The sequence below is a fragment of the Yersinia massiliensis genome (assembly GCF_003048255.1).
Taxonomy (GTDB): Bacteria; Pseudomonadota; Gammaproteobacteria; order Enterobacterales; family Enterobacteriaceae; genus Yersinia; species Yersinia massiliensis_A.
Map to the genome: position 1 here is coordinate 2,920,459 of NZ_CP028487.1, position 15,124 is coordinate 2,935,582.

Here is a 15,124-nt window from a genome sequence, read left to right on the forward strand (position 1 = left end):
TGATAGAGAATAAATTGATAGAAAAAACGGGCAATACAATCATGTATGCCCGTTTTTAATCAACAATGCGATGACGAAAGTGCCATTATTTCGCAGCAGGAAACGCCTTCATATTGTGTGCGAGTTGACGATAGTATCCATTCCAGATTCGGTACTGCTCAGGTTGCTGCCAGACGTGTTGATGCAGACGTGAAATCAATACCGGATCACTGAGCAACTCTAAGCGCTGAGATTTAGCCAACTTATCCGGCCCTGCTTCCAGTGCTAGCGCCACACGCTCCGCGCGAACTTGCTCAATTATCGCACGGGCATGATGGCGAGCCGTTGCCATCGCACTGGCTAACGCGTTATACGATGGATTCATCACGGCATGGAAGAAACCATTTTTCAGCGCCCGCTGGTGATTGAGCTTCAGATAAGTTTCCGTCGCCAACAGTTCTCGCGGCGGATCATACTCTTCCGGAATCAAGAACAGTTTTGCGCGCTTGCTGGCTAACCCCAAAGTACGGCGGCTAGACAGGACAGAGACTATCGGGGACAGGATCAACGAGAAGACAATCGGGGATAGCCACCACAAGAACAGCAGATCCAGCCAAGCCACACCACCGGCCCAAACCACGCCGAGTAACAATTGGGGACCATGGCGCACCATGGCTTCACTCCACGGCGTTGCATCATCATCGCGCTGCGGTGAATTCCATTGTACTGACCAACCGAGGAACGCACTGACCACAAATACCGTGTGGAACAACATTCGCACCGGTGCCAATAACACGGAGAACAGCATTTCTGTCAGCATGGATAACAGCAGACGAATCGCCCCGCCGTACTCTTTCGCCCCTTTTGCCCAGATCAAAATAATGCTGAGTAATTTCGGCAAGAACAGCAAAACCAACGTGGTGGAGAACAGCCCAATGGCTAACTCTGGCCGCCACTGGGGCCAAACAGGGAACAACTGCCGCGGTTGCAGGAAGTATTGTGGCTCCATCAGGGTATGGACGACTTGTAATGCGGTACACAGCACCAAGAACATAAACCATAAAGGCGCAGACAGATACGACATGACGCCGGTGAGGAAGACCGCACGGTGAACCGGATGCATTCCTTTCACCAAAAATAGGCGGAAGTTCATCAGATTACCGTGGCACCAACGGCGATCGCGTTTCAACTCATCTAACAAGTTAGGTGGCAATTCTTCGTAACTGCCCGGCAGATCGTAAGCAATCCACACTCCCCAACCCGCACGGCGCATCAAGGCGGCTTCAACAAAGTCATGTGACAGGATAGAACCGGCAAAAGAGCCTTCGCCCGGCAATGGCGCTAAAGCGCAATGTTCAATAAAGGGTTTCACCCTGATGATGGCGTTATGGCCCCAGTAATGGGATTCACCCAACTGCCAATAATGCAGGCCAGCCGTAAATAAAGGGCCATAAACCCGCGTTGCAAATTGCTGGATACGAGCGTAAAGCGTATCCATGCCAGATGCTTTCGGCGCAGACTGAATGATCCCTGCATTCGGGTTGGCTTCCATCAGCCGCACTAACCCCGTCAGACACTCGCCACTCATCACACTGTCGGCGTCCAAAATCACCATATAGCTGTATTGGCTGCCCCAACGGCGGCAAAAGTCATCGATATTGCCACTTTTGCGTTTAACCCGGCGACGACGACGGCGATAGAAGATGCGACCGTGGCCATCGACATCACGGCATAGCTCCAGCCAAGCCTTTTGCTCTGCGACACAGATATCAGGATCATAGCTATCGCTCAGGACATAGATATCAAAGTGTTCAAGCTGGCCAGTGGCGGCAACGGATTCGTAGGTCGCACGTAAACCGGCAAATACCCGTTCCACGTCTTCATTACAAATCGGCATAATCAACGCCGTGCGATGAGCTGGATTGAGCGGCTCGTCCCCTTTAATAGTGGAAGAGATGCTGTATTTATCTTTGCCAATCAGCAATTGTAAGAAGCCCATTAGCGCGGTCCAGAAGCCCGCTGACACCCAGCAGAATAGAATCGCGAACAGGATCAAGATGCCCGTTTGTAACAGATACGGCAGCAATTGCATCACTGAAACCAGCCAGTTCTGTTTCCAAATCTCAAAGGGGTCGAGGAGTGCCCAACCCTGATAAGGCAGAATGGTCTTCATATAACTGGTCGCAATGGCAGTTTGCAGCACGATCAGTATCAGCAAGATGTATCGACGCAAGGAACCGACACTGCGCCATTTTTTTTCTGCTGCCGCTTGCTCGTGTGTTGTCGCACGAGATACCGGTGTGCGGCCCAGTAAAGAATCCCAAAAACGACCGACAGGATTAGTCCGCCATGCCTGCGGTGCCATGCTAGTGCGTTTGATAGGCGGCGTGGCATGAATCACCGTGCGCCCTTCGCTATCTTTCCCCAGCACATTTTCGCCTTTAACGGCATCCGGCCATGCCGCTTGTAGACGAGCATTGACGGATACCAGTGCGCTGTCACCTTCAGTCAATACGGCACGTTCTGGTGTATCAGCCGCCAATTGTCGATGCAAAAGCGACATTGCATCCACACGGCTATCGAGCAGAACATCTTCAGGGAAAGCATCACGTAGCGCCCCTTGCTGCTGCGCAGTCAGGGGCAAGTCCGCAATATAATCCTGCATAGGAGATTGAGTTGACTTATTCATTGGCAGGTAACTGATAGCTCCAAGTTTCGGTCAGGGTTTTATCACCGTTAGCCAGCGCTGCGCGCATTTCTATTGGTTTCTTCGCATCCTTAACTTTCAACCGCAGTGTTAAACGCCAACCTTTGGTGACGGGGTTATAGCGCACACTGTTTTCGATCAGTTCACCGTTATCATCAAGACTGACCTGAGACGCTAACGGTGTTTTCTCATCGAGTGCTTTCAGTGCTGGGCCAACAAAATCAACCAAGAACGCGACGCTGCCATCTGGCTCACGAATCAAATTCGACTGTTTAACATCACCCGTTGAGCGCAGTGTTTGTTTAACATAGCCCACATCAGGTGAATGTAATTTCTCTTCATCACGAGTGAAGTACAGGCGGTAATTTAGATCGAGTGATTTTTTCGCATCGGGCAACACGTCAGGATTCCAAAACGCGACGATATTATCGTTGGTTTCATCCGCCGTTGGGATCTCCACCAACTCCACTTTCCCTTTGCCCCAATCACCACGAGGTTCGACCCAAGCACTCGGCCGCAGATCGTAACGATCGTCTAAATCCTCATATTGCGAGAATTCACGCCCACGTTGCAGCAGGCCAAAGCCTTTCGGATTTTCAACCGTATAAGTACTGACAGACAGGTGTTTTGGATTATTCAGTGGCCGCCATATCCATTCGCCATTACCGGCATGAATAGAAAGACCATTGGAATCATGCAATGCCGGACGGTAGTTCAACACAGTCGAGGGTTGGCTTGGGCCAAACAAGAACATACTGGTTAAAGGCGCAATCCCTAACTTTTCCACTTTATCGCGCAGGAAAACTTTGGCCTGCACATCAATAGTGGTATCGCGCCCTGGGTAGATAACAAATTTATACGCGCCAGTGGCTCGTGGGGAGTCCAGCAACGCATAAATCACCAAATGCTTATCATTGGGTTTAGGTCGCTCAATCCAGAACTCACGAAAACGCGGGAATTCCTCACCGGAAGCCAACGCCGTATCAATTGCCAGCCCACGAGCAGAAAGACCATAAACCTGACCTTTACCAATCACGCGAAAATAACTAGCACCGAGCATACTGACGATTTCATCTTTCTTATCCGCTTTATTAATCGGATAAAGTACTTTGAAGCCGGCAAAACCTAGATTTTTAACGGCATCAGGGTCGTGCTTCACTGAACCAAAGTTGAAGTAATCAGGGCTATAACTAATAGGTTTGACACTGGTGGCCGTCACTTCGTTAATCTGTACCGGCGTGTCGAAATACATACCTTGATGATAAAACTCTAATTTGAATGGCGTATCCAGCTTAGTCCAATACGATTTGTCGTGGTTGAACTGAATCTGCTGATAATCGGCAAATTTCATCTCGCGAAATTGAGAAGGAAGGTTACTTTTCGGCGCGTCAAAGCTTTTACCTGCTAATGCTTGTGCCTGTTTGGCGACATCATCGAGCGAAAAAGCCATGGCCTGCGAAGCAAATAATGACAGCAAGAGCGTGACCCCCAACCATCTGGTTTGGTTTGCCCCAGCCCGTTTCAACACAGGATTTACATTTGAAAAAATATTAACTTGCACATCTCCCCCTAAATCATAACAGCCAAATTATTGACGGTTTATCCAATAGGCCAAGCAGATAAGCTCAGGTAATTGTTATGTCCGGCGTTATGCTGCCTGCGTATTGCGCAAACCCGTGGCTAAGCCACAAACCTGGTAACCCAGATTAAAATACACTATGGAAAATTATTAACCCTTATAGTAGTGTTTCTCGCCGTACTGATCCATTAATAACGTATATCGTTATCAACGATATGATTGCGATTAAAAAGCAATGCTCAAAAAACCAATACGTTATTCTATTTCTGATAGCAACTTGCGAATAAGTATGAAAAAAAGCACTAACCAAAGAGAGTACTTTCTAGACGCTATTCGCGCCTATTTGATGTTACTCGGCATTCCTTTTCATCTTTCTCTTATATACTCCAGCCATCATTGGGCGGTTAACAGTAGCCATCCCTCACTGGTATTTACTTTACTGAATGACTTCATTCACGCCTTTCGTATGCAGGTATTTTTTGTTATTTCCGGCTATTTTTCGTTCATGTTATATCAGCGATATGAGCGTCGACGTTGGCTGCAAGTCCGCTTGGAACGGGTGGTTATCCCTTTACTGGCTGCTATCCCTCTTATTACTTTACCGCAATTTTTCCTCCTCAAGAATTACACTAATAAATTACAAGATTGGAACTCATTTACAATTTATCAAAAAATAAATATTGCTATTTGGGAATTCATTTCACACTTATGGTTTTTACTGACACTCGCATTACTGACTGGTCTCTGTTTTTATCTGTTTAGTAGAATAAAGAATAACCTACATTCTATTCCGACCATGATAAAAGGAATGAATAATATAGGAAAAGTCTCACTACAAGTGTTTCTATATGTATTTATCTATTCCATAATACGCAGAATAATATACCTACTTAACCCTGAAATACTCTTTAATAGTATCTTTAACTTTACTGTTATGGAGACGCTATTTTATCTTCCATTCTTTCTTCTTGGTGCCTATAGCTTTATCTATCCACCACTCAAACAAGTATTTCTTAAATTCTCACCCGCTGCATTATTCGCCTCATTGGTCTTATTCGTGGCTTACTTTGCGAATCAACATGCTAATACTGCTGAATTTTTTGCCTTTGAACTGGATCTCATCATCAAAGCATTGATGGGCGTGAGCATGACCAACGTCGTTTTTGCCCTTGGGTACAAACTCTTCAACTATCCCTCACCACGAATCACTTATTTGGTAAATGCATCGCTGTTTATCTATCTGGTACATCACCCATTAACGTTGATTTATGGTGCATTCGTGACGCCGCATATTGACAATAACGGCCTTGGGTTTTTCGTTGGCATGATGTTTGTTTGCCTCATCTCGTTCCTACTGTATGAGATTCATCGCCGAATTCCCTTACTTAAATTCTTATTTTCGGGCAGAGCACCGCAGCAAACTGCGTGATCAAATTATTATTCAACCGAATAATGTTATTGCTAAGTGATATTGATATCTGAATACCGCTTGCTTAATAAACCCGCTACACTGACTAACCGTCATGTGATCTACCATCATATCGATGCGGGATGGCTAATGCCTTACTGTACGCTCTGCTTGCAGAGTCACTATCCTGTAGATTCCTTATCAGGATTTGTTTCACTTGCTGTGACAACAAAAGAGGAATTGTGATGACGAAACAAACTTCTATTGAGAAAAATCCCGAATCTGAGACGCCAACCGTCACTGAATTCACCACTTTGTTGACCTTGATTGGCCGACTCAGTGGCGCATTAGACGGTGCAATCACAGGGAAAGATCGCAGTATCTTAGTCCATGAACTTTCACAACTTTCTGTCGATAATCTGCCTGAACAAGAAAAAGCAGTGACCGCTGAAGCACTGAAACGAGTGCTAGCAACCCTGAAACGCGACTAGTTCAATCCACAAACGCTCACCCTTGATTCCCCGCTGGGCGATTAAAGGTGAGCGCTCTCCCTCTTCTTCTCACTGACGCTCTCTGCGATACAGCAGTTCAATCTCTCTACTTAACACGTTGAATTGGGTCATATCCTCCCATCGCCTCCGACAAATCTGTGTATAATAATTTCGCATTAACATTCGCTAGCCACCCATTTGCCTAAGTATTACTTCAGGAGAATACCCACCTTGAACGCCATCACGATAAATAGCCTCTTTTTGATCGGCGCAGTGCTGGTGGGTGCCAGTATTTTACTGAGTTCGCTCTCGTCACGGTTAGGCATCCCCATTTTGGTTATCTTTCTAGCGATTGGGATGCTGGCAGGCACAGATGGGATTGGAGGTATCGCATTTGATAACTATCCGGTTGCATATTTAGTCAGCAACCTTGCATTAGCCGTAATATTACTCGACGGCGGAATGCGTACTCGAGCCTCTTCCTTTCGTGTTGCGTTGTGGCCTGCTCTTTCATTGGCAACCATTGGCGTGGTGATCACCGCTGGCCTAACAGGAATGATGGCTGCTTGGCTATTTGATTTGGATATCATTCAAGGATTATTGATTGGCGCGATTATCGGCTCAACAGATGCCGCCGCTGTTTTTTCGTTGTTAGGTGGCAAAGGGCTTAACGAACGCGTGAGCGCCACGCTAGAGATTGAATCAGGCAGCAACGATCCGATGGCTGTCTTTTTGACCATCACCTTGATTGCCATGATTTCAGCCGGTGAAACTAGCCTGAGCTGGATGTTCTTGGTGCACTTGATTCAACAGTTTGGTTTGGGAATCATCATCGGGTTGGGGGGCGGTGGTTTATTGTTGCTGCTAATGAATCGGATTGAGCTGGCAAATGGACTCTATCCATTACTGGCGGTCAGTGGCGGAATTTTAGTTTTCTCACTGGCGACAGCAATGAACGGCAGTGGTATTTTAGCGGTCTATCTTTGTGGCTTACTGCTTGGTAACCGCCCTATCCGTAACCGAGCTGGCATTTTACAAACGTTTGATGGGCTAGCTTGGCTCAGCCAGATTGGTATGTTCCTCGTCTTGGGGCTGCTCCTTAATCCAAGCGAGTTACTGCCAATTGCAATCCCAGCGTTAATTCTCTCATTGTGGATGATTCTGTTCGCTCGACCGCTCTCCGTTTTCATCGGTCTGCTGCCTTTCCCAAGTTTTAATCTACGGGAACGAATCTTTATTTCATGGGTGGGTTTACGCGGCGCCGTACCCGTTATTCTGGCCGTATTCCCTATGATGGCCGGCATTCCCAACGCAAATTTATTCTTTAATGTCGCCTTTTTTGTTGTCTTGGTATCACTGCTGTTGCAGGGCACCAGCCTGTCCTATGCGGCGCGTAAAACAAAGTTGGTGGTGCCCCCCGCGTTATCACCCGTGGCGCGAATTGGTTTAGATATTGATAAGAATAATCAGTGGGAGCAGTTTATTTATCAACTGAGTTCCGACAAATGGTGTATCGGTGCCGCTTTACGCGATTTGGAAATGCCGCATGAAACACGCATTGCTGCGCTATTTCGTGGCAAAGACTTGTTACATCCGACGGGCAGTACCCGCCTGAAAGAAGGCGATATTCTATGTGTCATTGGCCAAGAGCATCACTTACCGGCACTGGGTAAACTCTTTAGCCAGTCACCTAGCATTCAGTTGGACGAGCGTTTCTTTGGTGATTTCATTTTGGAAGCTGATGCAAAACTCGATGATATCTCGCAAATCTATGGCCTCAATCTGGAACCCGGTGTCGACAAACAGCAAACATTGGGTGAATTTGTTCTTTATCTTTTTGGTGGCGAACTGGTTATCGGCGATCAGATTGAGTGGGATGGTTTGACTTGGACCATTGCTGAAATGGATGCTGAGCGTGTCGTCCGTGTGGGGGTGAAAATCGTTACTGATAAAGCCTGATGCTGCCGTTAGTGTTGCTGCCGTCACCATTGATAGGGTGCTAATTCTCTCTTTTGATTAGCACCCGACTTTTTGATTAGCGCCCGACGACAATGACGTACGTGACTAAACGCGGTTTGGCTTAATTCGATTAACCAGCACGATCCCCACACAGACGAGTATCAATGCAACGGCATTTTTCCATTCTAAAATGCTTTCGTTTAGGAATATCGCAGAAAGCACAGCACCCGACGCTGGGATGAGAAAATTGAACGGAGCAACCATCCCTACCCGATTATATTTTAGTAATAAGCTCCACAGCGCAAATGCCGCAGAGGATAACAGGACCAAATAAGCCAGTAGCAATAAGGCGCGCCAATCTACGTCATTTAAATGGCCGCCAAAGAGATAACCTCCAACCGTTAACACCAATCCGCCAATGGCTAGCTGGTAACCCGTCATCACCGTGGTATCCATGGTTTGCGAAATACGTTTGCCATAAATACTGGCCGCAGAGAGAATAAATGCCGCTAGCACGACAAAGCCTTCTCCCATCAGTGAAAAATTAAAATCCATCAAATCTGAGCCAAAATTCACCACCATAACGCCTGCAAAACCCAATACGCATCCGATCACTTTATTGAAGGTTAGCCGGTCATTTTGATAAATATAATGCGCCAACAGCACACTGAAGAATGTCCCTGTTGCATTCATAATGGAGCCTTTCACCCCTGTGGTGTATGCAAGACCAATATAGAAAAAGACATATTGCAGCGTTGTTTGAGTCAACCCCAGAAGCGCTATTTGCTTATATTGGCCCTTTTTGAGGCGACCAATCGCCTTACCACTGGCCATCGCCACTATCAGCAGTACCAGTCCAGCTAAAAGAAAGCGATAGCCGGCAAACACCATTTTGCTCGGAATATCATCAGGTGCGATATGAAATAGCGCATAACCATTTTTTATCGCAGGGTACGCACTCCCCCAAAGGAGGCAACAGAAGGTCGCCACGAGGAATACAAATTTTTTATTGGTAAAAAGCGGAGAACTGCGGTCCACGTGAACATCCTTTTCGAACAAGAAAAATGAAATAATGTTTCGTTATAACTATTCTCTATCAAAAAGTCTCGCCTCACGTCACTTTTCTCTTAAAAACATCTCGATAATCACTCCTTTCGCACTTATTGAACATGCGAGTCAAAAAATAGATTGTTTCTTCGCTCTTCAGCCACAAAATAATCGTACTGCACATCTTTCCTTCATTGGATATTCATACAGTGGCCCTGCTCGTTCAATGTTTGCACTGATAGACAAAGATCGTGTACGATGCGTACTATAATTAAATAACTTTGGTTTTCATTATGTTAAAACTATTTAACGTAAAATTTGACAGTATGCCCGAAAGAAAGTTGGACGAAGTTTTCACACTGCGGAGAATAACGTTCAAAGATCGCTTAGATTGGAAAGTGACTTGTATTGATGGTAGAGAAAGTGATCAATATGATGACGAGAATACACATTATATATTAGGTACAATAGAAGACACGATTGTATGCAGTGTCAGATTTATTGAAATGAAACATCCAACAATGATTACAGGTCCATTCTCTCCTTATTTTACGGATGTTAATTTACCGATTGAGGGCTTTATTGAGTCCAGCCGATTTTTTGTTGAAAAGGCATTGGCGCGAGATATGGTCGGTAATGATAGCTCACTGAGTACGGTCCTATTTCTTGCAATGGTTAACTATGCTAGAAGCCGTGGATATAAAGGTATCTTGACCGTAGTGAGCCGAGGAATGTATATAATACTGAAGCGTTCAGGCTGGAATATCACTGTTTTAAATCAAGGTGAATCAGAAAAAAATGAGGTTATCTACCTGCTAAACCTGGGTGTCGATCTTGATAGCCAACAGAAGCTCATCACTAAAATATGCAAAAAGCATCACGTCCAACCTGAAATTCTTGATAATTGGCCGTTGGCTATACCCGACATTATCAAATAGGTTTGATAAGTTTCAATTCAATGCCAAGCCTAATTGCATGTTTGGCATTCAATACACCGAGTTTTCTGACCACATTGCCAATATGAAATTTTACTGTACTTCTTTTAATTTCTAAAATGATGGCAATCTCGGAGTATGTCTTGCCAACACTGGCCCAGTAGAGAATCTCATTTTCTCGAGGAGAAAATATCTCTCTCGGCTTACCACTTCTTTGTAATTCATTGTTTGCATTGAAATCTTGCCGGTACAAGCCCAACATTTTATCATGCGTCAAGATAAGCAGCATTTGAATCTTTTCTTTATGCGTTTCAATACTTTCATCAAAAGAAATGCTGTCATCACTCCCATTCGAGATGTTCAATGTTGCCATATTATTGTTATTGTCGTGAAGAACAAAAGTATAGCCATTAATAATGTTATATTCCCTCGCCAAGTTAAATACAGCGGAGTCAGTTGATTTCTTATTGATGACTGAGTTGTCATCCCAGGCAAAAGGTGCAACGTTATCTTTTGCGGTCAAAATGACGGGATCGATGAGGTGGTAACTATTTTGCCTGTACTTCTTCACCCAATCTAACGGGTAGTTAGAAATAATAGCCGGGTGCAAGGGTGTTTTCTTATTCATGACAAGATACGAATAACGAAGGTCACCATATGTTTTTATTCTTCTTTGAATATAGTTTTTAATGTCTTCATTAATACTTTCATTGTCAAAGTAATCAATTATCATAACAAACCAATTTCACCCTTATACATGCCGCAACAATACAATTTTATTACATTGTTTTCAATACAATTCAGAGTATAACTAGTCTTACAGATATTCCTCAAATGAACAGAAACCGCCTAATAAAATACTGAAAACCTAGACTAAAGGTTAGTTTTTAAAACTAGACCTAAGGATAGCTATTATTATAGCCCCATGTTAATTAGACTGTTTTTGCTTTAAAGAATTAGATTTGAATATAATGAACTAATATCTTAGCGCACAAATGCGCAGAAAGTTAGTCTGCAAAGAATAAAATTTCGCCAATACCAGGGGACTCTCTGAGTCCATCAGTACTGCTTTACCCCAGCCATCTGGATGCCCTTACATTTAGATGGCCGTAATCATCAATATCCATCGTTCAACTCCCATTATGTCTGTTACTCCTCTTCAATCTGCCTCTGCAAAATGCTGCGTTTTATTTGCGAAAGTTAATGCCAACGCATGATGTGCGACAGGCTACATTGCCAAATATTGCACATAAATCAAACAGTCAGCAAACGCAATCGAGCGATAATCTCTAATTACCATTGATAAATATTCTTTTTACGCATATAAACATTAAACTTATTTATGTAATCTTGGTAAACTTGACTTAAGTCATGTCCCTAACCGAAATTAATCGTATGATAAATCAACGGTTATAATGTTTCCCTGGTGTTGGCCGAATTGGCATCCCTTACCAAATGAGATTGGTAAGGGTTTTTTTTACCTAAAATTTGAGGTGGGAAGAGCCTAGGAGGCGTGTTGCATCATCCGCGCTAATGCCAGCGCTTGAATAATCACCGCACGATCGACTTCAGGATTATCACTGTCCAATAACTGCTGCCAGATGGCGATGGCTTCCACGTAGCGCCCATGGGTAAATTGATCAGAAGCTTGTAGCATAAGCGCGGTGTATTGCAGCGGCTCCTTTGCCAACGATTGTTGTAACCAATAAGCCACCTCTTTGGTCATCTTTTTATCCGCTTGGTAATACAGTACGGTCGCACGAGCAGCATCCAGAACCGCATTCGCGCCCTGTAGTCGTTCTGCCTGCTGCAATGCAAACAGCGCATCGTCAAACTCATTTCGATACAAATAATGTTGAGCCAAACTTAGCCAACCGCCACCGTTATCCGGCGACTGCCGGATACGCTGCTGTAACCGATATAAGGTCGGGTCGTCACTTTGCTTATCCAGCATATTATTTAAGCGCATCGCTTCTTGTTGCCTTAGTACCTCCTGCTGTACCAAGGTAAAGCGACCCAAATGTTGATATCCCAACAGTATCAGGGTTAATACCACCAGTGTGAACCCCGCAGGCCAACGCCAACTGATTCGACCATATTGGGCAAACCAAGGCCAACCAATTCCAGCCAGAATCAGCAACAGCATAAATGCCAACCCGATAGCCAGCACCATTAGCGTGAACCTTTTGTTGTTGAGGCCGCTCGGGCGCGTATTCGCCACACTAATCCACCCAATAAACCGATCAGCAACACACCTGGCCCATACCAAAGCACGAGCGTTGTACCGCGTAAAGGGGGATGATAGCGTACAAAATCCCCATAGCGTTGCGTCATTAATGTCATGATTTCTGGCGAGCTGTGCCCTGCATCAACCAAGCGGTAGACCTCTAAGCGCAAGTCCTGCGCAATGGGGGATGTTGACTCCAGCAAATTCTGATTTTGGCATTGTGGGCACCGTAGCTCTTTTGCCAGTGCCAATGCTTGCTGCTGACGCTGTGGTGAACTAAAGGTGTAAGTATCCACCAGATCAGCAGACGCCCATGCGCAGAAGAACAGGGATAACATCAGCAATAGTATTCTCATGATCCCCCCATTTTCGCTGATTGCACCAACAACGGCATAAATTGCTGCTGCCATATCGCAGGGGTCATCTCACCTGCATAGCGTTGACGAATCACCCCATCAGCATCGATTAACCACGTTTCAGGCGTACCATAAACCCCCATCGCCAGTGCTAAAGTACCTTGAGGGTCATACAGACTTTGTTGGAAAGGATTGCCGTACCGCTGAAGCGTATTCAATGCCGCCTGACGCTCATCTCGGTAGTTCAGTCCATAAAACTGTATGTTCGGATGGCGGCGAGCGATCTCACCCAACGCAGACATTTCTTGTTTACAGCTCGCGCACCAACTGGCCCACACATTGATCACCGTGACTTTACCGAGCAGTTGATCTCGCGTTATGCGCTGTTCAGGTCGCTGTAATTGCGTGAGCGAAAAGTCAGGAAAAGGCAAATCATTCGCCGCTAACTCAATACGATGCGGATCGCGTTTTAAACCGCCGTAAAGCACGATGCCTAATAATAAAGCCAGTAAGGGGACAATCAACCAAGGCCAGCGTTGTTTCATCTATCCTCCCCTAGGTGATCGTCACCCTGCTTTAATCGATGCCAAAGTGCTAACACGCCACCCAAGACCATCATTAATGCGCCCCCCCAGATCCAACTTACCAGCGGCTTATGATACAGACGTACGCTGTATTCCCCTGATCCCAAGTTGTCCCCCAAAACCGCATAGAAATCAGCCAGCGGACCACTGGCGATGGCAGGTTCAATCATCAAGGTTTCACGCACGGTATAGCGCCGCCGTTCAGGTAATAGCAGGGTGATCGGTTGCCCCTGTCGACTGACCAGAATATGTGCCCGTTCGCTGGTGTAATTTGGGCCGACCTGTCGTTCAGTTTGGCGATAGGTAAATTGGTAACCTGCCAACGTGATTTGCTCACCGGGGGACATGCGACTGCCCTGCTCCACTGAGTGATACGACGCAAACAACATACCCAATAAACTGACGGCGACGCCACCATGTAGCAGCCAAGAGCGACACCGTATTGTTGGTGCAAATAGCGGGGCCAGTAATGCCCAAAGCGCCAATGTGACACCCGGTATCATGCCGACTTGCCATAATGCCCCCAGTCCCGAGCTGAGCACACCACCGATAACCGCGAGCAAGGCCGGTATCGCAAGCCGCCAAAGTGCAGTTTTAGGGCTTTGTCGCCATTGAGCGAAGGGCATAATGCCCATCAACAAAAGCAGCAAGAGAACAAAAGGGGTTAACGTCTGATTAAAATAAGGTGCGCCGACAGACAACGAGCCTAAGCCTAATACGCTAAATATTAGCGGATATAACGTACCAATGAGTACGGTAACCGCCGCCACGGTTAACAAAACTAACGCCGCTAGCAGCAAAGTTTCCAATGAGAACACGCTAAAATCAGCAGCGCGACGGTTCCCCCTCACTCGCAGCGAAAACAGGGTTAACGAGGCTAACGTCACGATGCCAAACATTGCCAGCAGCGCCTCACCACGAGCGGTATCGACGGCAAAAGCGTGTACCGAGGTCAACACCCCAGAGCGCACGATAAAGGTGCCGAGCAGGCAAAGTTGGAATGTCACCAGCCCCAACAATATGCCCCAATGATGATATAAGCCGCGCCGCTGACTGATCGCCAACACATGTAATAGTGCGGTGGCCGTCAGCCAAGGCAGTAATGACGCATTTTCTACAGGGTCCCAAAACCACCAGCCCCCCCAACCCAGCTCACTGTACGCCCACCAAGCACCTAATAAGATCCCCATGGTCAGTAAACACCAAGCCGCCAGGACCCATGGGCGACTATAGCGCGCCATACTTTGCCCTGTTTGCCCCTCTAGCAATGCAGCGATAGCGAACGCAAAACTGATGGCAAAACCGCTATACCCCAAATACAGCAAGGGAGGATGAAATATTAGCGCGAGATCTTGCAGCATTGGGTTCAAATCACGCCCCTCCGCCAACGTGGGGAATAAGCGCTCAAAAGGATTCGAGAAGAAGAGGATAAAGAGACTCAAGATAACGAGCAACCCGCCCAAGACGCCCTGCGCGCGGGCAAAAAAGCGCAGCGGAAGATGATGGCGAAAAGCGGTTAACGCGGCGCTCCACAAGCTCAACGCAAAAAGCAGGAACAACATAGAACCTTCATGCCCGCCCCATATCGCCGCAATCTTGTAAAACAACGGTAGTTGGCTATTCGCATGCTGCGCAACATACAGCAGCGAAAAATCGTCAGTAACAAAGCACCAGCCCAGTAAAAATAGTGCCACTGCCAAGAATAACGTCACGCCATAACTAAACGACGGCAACCAATACAACAAGGGCAACCGCCGCCCATGTAAAGCAATAAAAGGCACACAACTGAGCAAAAGCGCCAATGACGCCGCAGCCAGCAATGACAACAGCCCTAATTCACCGATCATTTCAG

12 protein-coding genes are annotated in these 15,124 nt (G+C 46.2%); 4 read left to right on the top strand and 8 right to left on the bottom strand.

What is annotated here, in order from left to right:
* Positions 1–85: 85 nt before the first annotated feature.
* Together mdoH and DA391_RS13690 are read right to left on the bottom strand one after the other, a co-directional pair.
* The gene (gene mdoH / locus DA391_RS13685; RefSeq protein WP_108087853.1) at positions 86–2,668 is read right to left on the bottom strand and encodes a glucans biosynthesis glucosyltransferase MdoH; all 2,583 of its coding nucleotides are present in this window, start codon (positions 2,666–2,668) and stop codon (positions 86–88) included.
* On the bottom strand, positions 2,661–4,136 hold the full coding sequence (locus tag DA391_RS13690; RefSeq protein WP_226720526.1) for a glucan biosynthesis protein G: 1,476 nt from the start codon (positions 4,134–4,136) through the stop codon (positions 2,661–2,663). The genes mdoH and DA391_RS13690 overlap by 8 nt, the downstream gene beginning before the upstream one ends.
* 418 nt (positions 4,137–4,554) lie before the next feature.
* Between DA391_RS13690 and mdoC the strand changes: the two genes are divergently transcribed.
* From mdoC to DA391_RS13705, 3 genes are all read left to right on the top strand, one after another.
* Positions 4,555–5,694: a glucans biosynthesis protein MdoC gene (mdoC, locus tag DA391_RS13695; RefSeq protein ID WP_050081701.1), complete on the top strand. Its 1,140-nt coding sequence runs from the start codon at positions 4,555–4,557 to the stop codon at positions 5,692–5,694.
* A 224-nt stretch (positions 5,695–5,918) separates the two neighbouring features.
* Complete coding sequence (locus DA391_RS13700) at positions 5,919–6,164, top strand: hypothetical protein (RefSeq protein WP_019209578.1); 246 nt, start codon at positions 5,919–5,921, stop codon at positions 6,162–6,164.
* A 231-nt stretch (positions 6,165–6,395) separates the two neighbouring features.
* Positions 6,396–8,123: a potassium/proton antiporter gene (locus DA391_RS13705; protein ID WP_050081704.1), complete on the top strand. Its 1,728-nt coding sequence runs from the start codon at positions 6,396–6,398 to the stop codon at positions 8,121–8,123.
* Between the two features lie 105 nt (positions 8,124–8,228).
* Here the strand turns inward: DA391_RS13705 and DA391_RS13710 are convergent, their stop codons facing one another.
* Positions 8,229–9,161, bottom strand: a complete 933-nt coding sequence (locus tag DA391_RS13710) for a DMT family transporter (protein WP_108087854.1) — start codon at positions 9,159–9,161, stop codon at positions 8,229–8,231.
* 302 nt (positions 9,162–9,463) lie between these two features.
* On the opposite strand from DA391_RS13710, the gene DA391_RS13715 reads away from it, so the two are divergent.
* Positions 9,464–10,108, top strand: a complete 645-nt coding sequence (locus tag DA391_RS13715; protein ID WP_050081707.1) for an acyl-homoserine-lactone synthase — start codon at positions 9,464–9,466, stop codon at positions 10,106–10,108.
* On the opposite strand, the gene DA391_RS13720 is transcribed toward DA391_RS13715, so the two are convergent.
* The 5 genes from DA391_RS13720 to DA391_RS13740 form a co-directional block, all read right to left on the bottom strand.
* On the bottom strand, positions 10,101–10,838 hold the full coding sequence (locus DA391_RS13720; protein ID WP_019209574.1) for a helix-turn-helix transcriptional regulator: 738 nt from the start codon (positions 10,836–10,838) through the stop codon (positions 10,101–10,103). The genes DA391_RS13715 and DA391_RS13720 overlap by 8 nt on opposite strands.
* 771 nt (positions 10,839–11,609) lie before the next feature.
* A complete protein-coding gene (locus tag DA391_RS13725; RefSeq protein ID WP_050081710.1) occupies positions 11,610–12,278 on the bottom strand; it encodes a TPR domain-containing protein in 669 nt (222 codons plus the stop codon).
* Positions 12,278–12,688, bottom strand: a complete 411-nt coding sequence (gene nrfF / locus DA391_RS13730) for a heme lyase NrfEFG subunit NrfF (RefSeq protein WP_050286035.1) — start codon at positions 12,686–12,688, stop codon at positions 12,278–12,280. Before nrfF ends, DA391_RS13725 begins: the two co-directional genes overlap by 1 nt.
* Complete coding sequence (locus tag DA391_RS13735) at positions 12,685–13,233, bottom strand: DsbE family thiol:disulfide interchange protein (RefSeq protein WP_050286036.1); 549 nt, start codon at positions 13,231–13,233, stop codon at positions 12,685–12,687. Before DA391_RS13735 ends, nrfF begins: the two co-directional genes overlap by 4 nt.
* The gene (locus DA391_RS13740) at positions 13,230–15,119 is read right to left on the bottom strand and encodes a heme lyase CcmF/NrfE family subunit (RefSeq protein ID WP_108087855.1); all 1,890 of its coding nucleotides are present in this window, start codon (positions 15,117–15,119) and stop codon (positions 13,230–13,232) included. Before DA391_RS13740 ends, DA391_RS13735 begins: the two co-directional genes overlap by 4 nt.
* Positions 15,120–15,124: the final 5 nt, after the last annotated feature.